General features: G+C 73.4%; 4 protein-coding genes and 1 pseudogene. 3 read left to right on the forward strand and 2 right to left on the reverse strand.

What is annotated here, in order from left to right:
• A partial coding sequence (locus tag CWC38_RS10750; RefSeq protein ID WP_133306254.1) for a L,D-transpeptidase occupies nt 1–1,262 on the forward strand: 1,262 nt, incomplete at its 5' end.
• A 7-nt stretch (nt 1,263–1,269) separates the two neighbouring features.
• A complete protein-coding gene (locus tag CWC38_RS10755) occupies nt 1,270–1,995 on the forward strand; it encodes a TIGR01906 family membrane protein (protein WP_240625228.1) in 726 nt (241 codons plus the stop codon).
• On the opposite strand, the gene CWC38_RS10760 is transcribed toward CWC38_RS10755, so the two are convergent.
• On the reverse strand, nt 1,979–3,598 hold the full coding sequence (locus CWC38_RS10760; protein WP_121846729.1) for a dolichyl-phosphate-mannose--protein mannosyltransferase: 1,620 nt from the start codon (nt 3,596–3,598) through the stop codon (nt 1,979–1,981). The genes CWC38_RS10755 and CWC38_RS10760 overlap by 17 nt on opposite strands.
• Before the next feature lie 147 nt (nt 3,599–3,745).
• Here CWC38_RS10760 and rsmI point away from each other — a divergent pair, with 147 nt between their 5' ends.
• Entirely contained in the window at nt 3,746–4,633 is an 888-nt protein-coding gene (rsmI, locus tag CWC38_RS10765) for a 16S rRNA (cytidine(1402)-2'-O)-methyltransferase (protein ID WP_121846730.1), read from the forward strand.
• Between the two features lie 85 nt (nt 4,634–4,718).
• Here rsmI and CWC38_RS10770 read toward each other — a convergent pair.
• Nucleotides 4,719–5,186: pseudogene (locus tag CWC38_RS10770) on the reverse strand (hypothetical protein); the annotation flags it as partial.

Here is a 5,186-nt window from a genome sequence, read left to right on the forward strand (position 1 = left end):
CACCTGCCCGTCGCGGCGGTGCCCCCACCGCACTGACGTGCCTGGGTCTCGTGGCCCTGCTCGGACTCACGGGCTGCGCCTCCGGGGGCGACGACGCCGCACCCGCGGGGGCCTCGGGCTCACCCGCCGCGGAAGGGGCGCCGGCACGATCGAGCGCCGCGGCGGCACCCACGGTGAAGGTCACCCCGGGCACGGATGCCACCGCCGTGAACCCCGCGGACCCCGTGGTGGTGCGCGCGGACGCGGGGGAGCTCACCAGGGTGACCCTGACGGCGTCGTCCACCGGCAAGACCACGGACGGTGAGCTGAGCGAGGACAAACGGGAGTGGCGCACGTCCGAGCCGCTGGAGTTCCACGAGACCTACACCGTGGAGCACACCGCGCGCAACGGGGACGAGGAGCGTTCGGGGCGGTCCGTGTTCAGCACCGTGGACGCGGCCCACGAGGCGGACGTGAGCCTCAACGTCCAGGACGGGCAGACGTACGGCGTGTGGCAGGTGGTGGAGTTCGAGTTCTCCGAGCCCGTGACCGACAAGGACGCCGTGGAGAAGGCCGTCACCGTGGACGGCGCCCACGAGAAGGGGCAGTTCCGGTGGTACTCGGACCAGAAGCTGCGCTTCCGCCCGGAAAAGCCCTGGACCCCGGACTCCACGGTCAAGGTCAGCGCGAACATCCTGGGCACGGACCTGGGCAACGGCATGATCGGCAACGGCAACAAGACCGTGTCCTTCAAGACCGGGCCCGAGCAGCGCGCGTACGTGGACGACACCACCAAGACCCTCGTGGCGTACGTGGACGACACCACCAAGACCCTCGTGGCGTACGTGGACGGCAAGGAGACCGGGCGCTGGCCCGTGACGCTGGGGGACCCCGAGTGGCCCTCCACCACGGGCAAGAAGGTCATCCTGGAGCAGGCCGCCTCCTATCCGTTCAAGGCGTCCTCCCTGAACCTCAAGCCGGGGGACCCGCACTACTACCCGCCCTTCGACGCGACCAACGTGTCCCGGCTGACGTGGAGCGGGGAGTTCGTCCACCAGGCGCTGCCCTCCGCGTGGCCGGTGCTAGGCGTGGCGAACGTGTCCCACGGCTGCGTGGGCATGCCGCCGGAGGGCGCCTCCTACATCTACGACGTGTTCCGCCCCGGTGACATGGTGGAAGTGGTCAACACGAACTACCCCCAGGCCGACCCGGCGGACGGGTACGGGGACTGGAACATCCCCTTCGAGCACTATGCGGACGAGAACTGGCACGGGAACTGGTGATCCGCCCGTGAGCTCCGCAGCGCCCTGGAACCGTGCTCCCCGGCCCACCGTGCCGCAGCGGGTGCTGCAGTGCTTCCTGGCCCTGTCACTGCCGGTGCTGTGGCTCGCCCTCGCGGTGCGGCTCGTGGCCACGCCGGTGTTCCTGTGGCTCGAGTACCACCGCCCGGGCTTCCCCGCGGACCGCTGGGGGATGGACGTGGAGGAGCGCACGACGTTCGGCTCCTACGGACTGGACTACATCATGAACCTGGCCCCGCCCGAGTACCTGGGTGGGCTGGTGAGCCCCGAGGGCGGACTGGCCTTCACACCGTCCGAGGTCTCCCACATGACGGACGTGCGGCACGTGCTGCAGTGGGGGCTGCTGGCCGCCACGGCGCTGCTGGTGTTGAGCGCGCTCGCGGGCTGGTACCTGCACCGCACGGCGCCGGGGGCCGCGTCCCGTGCCTGGTTCGCGGGTTCGTGGCTCACGGTGGGTCTGCTGGTGGCGGCCGCGGTCTCCGCCCTGCTGGGCTGGGAGCAGTTCTTCACGGCGTTCCACGGGCTGTTCTTCAGCTCCGGGACGTGGACGTTCAGTACCACGGACACCCTGATCCGGCTCTACCCCGCGCAGTTCTGGGTGGACGCCGCCCTCACGGTGGCCCTGCTGACCCTCGCGGGCGCGTTCCTCACGATGCTGCTGACGTCCCGCCGCGCACGGCGGCTCCGGGACCGGCGGCTCAGATCCAGGAGCTGAACCACATCCGCCAGCGCCAGTGCTCGTACGGGATGGTCTGACCGGTCCACACGGGCCAGAAGAATACGGCCAGGGCAACCACCACGAGCAGGTACACCACGGTGACCGTCCGCCACCGCCGGGCCCGCACGGGGCCCACCACGCGCTCGTTCGCCCTCGCCTCCGGGGTTCCCGCGGTCGCACCCTCCCGGGGAACGCCGAGTCTGCCCGTGAGCACACCCACCGCCCCGGCGACGAGCAGCGCCATGGCCGGGAAGTAGGACAGCGCGTAGAAGAAGAACATGGTGCGCTCGGGGTAGAGGAACCAGGGCAGGTACCCCGCGGCGTAGACCCCCACGAGGGCGCCGAAGCGCCAGTCCCGCCGCACCGCCCACAGCCACACGCCCAGCAGCACCGCGAGGACGCCCACCCACCAGACGGCGGGGTTGCCCACGTTGAGGATCGCCTGGCTGCACGAGTCCACGGCGCACCCGTCCGTGCCCCTGCCCGGGGACTCGTAGAAGTAGGACGTGGGGCGGCCCATGAACGGCCACGTGGCCGGCCCGGCCATGTAGGTGTGGTGGGCGTCCAGACCCGTGTGGAAGGAGTACGCGGACACGTGGTACTCCCACAGTGAGCGCAGCGCCGGGGGCAGCCACTGCGGGCCCTCGCCCGGGTTCAGCTCCGCCCAGTGGCGGTCGTAGCCGCCGTCCGTGAGCAGCCACCCGGACCACGTGAGCACGTAGGTCACCGCGGCCGAGCCGATCATCGTGAGGAAGCCCCACGGGCCGTCCTTGAGCACCGCGCCCGTGGTCCAGTGCTTCACCCCGGCCACCCGGCGGGCGTTCACGTCCCACAGCACCACGAGGATGCCCAGGGCCGCGATGCTGAACAGCGCGTTCCACTTCACCGCGGCGGCGGCCCCGCACGCGACGCCCGCCGCGATCCGCCACCACCGGATCCCGAGCCACGGGCCCAGGGACGAGCCGGGGAGCCGGGCGAGCAGGCGGCGTCGTCCGTCGTCGCGGTCCAGCAGGGCGAAGACGAGGGCGAGGAGCAGGAAGAACATCAGGAAGATGTCCAGCAGGGCGAGGCGGGACTCCACGAGGTGCAGCCCGTCCAGGGCCGTGAGCAGACCGGCGACCGTGGCCAGGGACACCGAGCGGAACAGCAGCCAGCCCGCCCACCAGATCAGCGCGATGGACAGGGTGCCGACCACGGCGGCGGAGAAGCGCCAGCCGAACGGGTCCTCCGCGCCGAAGAGCCAGAGGCCCCCCGCGATGAGCCACTTGCCCAGGGGCGGGTGCACCACGAAGGACGGGCGGCCCTCGGTGTCCGGGATCTGCCCCGAGACGAAGCCATCGTCCGCGCCCTCCGGCCACTGCTGCTCGGTGCCGTGCAGCAGCAGGGACCAGGAGTCCTTGAGGTAGTAGGTCTCGTCGAAGACCACGGCGTGCGGGGAGGACAGTCCGGTGAAGCGCAGCACCCCGCCCAGGACCGTGACCAGCGCGAGCGGGACCCACCAGTACCGGGGCAGCCGCGTGACCGCGGGCAGCAGCCGGTCGCTCAGGGTGGGCGCAGCGCTGACCGGGGGGCAGACGGGGGAGAAGGCGGTGGAGGGCACGGACCCATGGTAGGTCGCGGGCCCGGGCGCGGCCGGGTGCGCGGCGGGTTCCGGAGCCCGACGCCGCGCCGTCGGTCCCCTCCGGGCGAACGGGGCGCGCCCGGCCGCCTGCGTGACCCGGGTGGACGGGGTTCGTAGAGTGGTCGTGTGAATCCGCAACAATCCACCCCGTCCCACGGCGCCGAGCAGGGCGGCGGCTCCGTGGTGGTCGTGGGCACCCCCATCGGCAACCTCTCGGACGCCTCCCAGCGGCTCAAGGACGTGCTGGCCACGGCGGACGTCCTCGCGGTCGAGGACACCCGCACCCTGCACCGGCTGGCCACGGGACTGGGCGTGAGCGTCACGGGCCGGGTGGTCACCCACCATGAGCACAACGAGAACGCCCGCGCCGCAGAGCTGCTGGACGAGGTCCGGCAGGGCCGCACCGTGGCCGTCCTCTCCGACGCCGGCATGCCGACCGTGTCCGACCCCGGCTTCCCGCTCGTGCGCGCGGCGGCCGAGGCGGACCTCACCGTGTCCGTGCTGCCCGGCCCGTCCGCGGTGCTCGCCGCGCTCGCGGTCTCGGGGCTGCCCACGGACCGCTTCACGTTCGAGGGCTTCCTGCCGCGCAAGGCGGGGGAGCGCGCGGGGCACCTCGCGGGGCTGCGCGACGAGCAGCGCACCATGGTCTTCTACGAGTCCCCGCACCGGCTGGCCGAGATGCTGGCCGCCCTGCGGGACGCCCTGGGCGGGGAGCGCCGCGCCGTGGTGTGCCGGGAGCTGACCAAGCTCCACGAGGAGGTGCTGCGCGACGACCTCGACGGGCTGCTCGCGTGGGCCACCGGGAACCAGGTGCGCGGTGAGATCGTGGTGGTGGTCCACGGTGCCGCTCCCGCCGCCGCGCCCGAGCCGGAGGAGCTCGTGGGCGCGGTCGAGGACCTCGTGGCCACGCAGGAGATCAAGCTCAAGGCAGCGGCCCGCCAGGTGGCCACCGAGCGCGGCGTGAGCACGCGCCGGCTCTACGACGCCGTGATCGCCGCCCGCGCCGAGGGCTGAGCCACCGCGCCGTCGCACCCGTGCCCAGCGGGGCGCGACGCCGCCCGGTCCTGTGCGTCGCGTGGGGGCCGGGCGGCGTCGTGGCTCAGCGGCGGGGGCCCGCGCCCGGGTGCCGACTGCCCCGGTGCCGCCACAGGGAGGCGGGCCACCACGCGGCGCGCAGGCGCCGGCCCCGAGAGGCCCGGTGCCGGAACTCGTCCCGCACCCGGGCGAGGTCCTCGGGGGTGGCCTGCGGGCGCCACCGGGTGTCCGGCGCGCCGTAGCTCGCGGACTCCAGGTCCGCGAGGACCCGCTCCACCGGGGCGTGCGCCGCCGGGATGCCCGCGGCGAGCCGCCGCGCCCGGACCCGGGGCGTGTCGGAGACCCGGGAGGAGACACCGTAGTCCTCGGCGAGCGCCCGGAACTCGTCCCACGCCGCGTTCGCACGCCGCTGGGGGGACAGCGAGGCGTCCTGCATGGCGCGCACCCGGGCCCGACGACGCCGCCCGCGCAGCCGCCGCGGCAGCACGGCGAGCAGGAGCGCGAGGGGGACGAGCAGCGCCGCGGCCTGCAG

Origin of the sequence: Kocuria tytonicola, assembly GCF_003687455.1 — a bacterium.
In the GTDB taxonomy this organism is placed as follows: domain Bacteria; phylum Actinomycetota; class Actinomycetes; order Actinomycetales; family Micrococcaceae; genus Kocuria; species Kocuria tytonicola.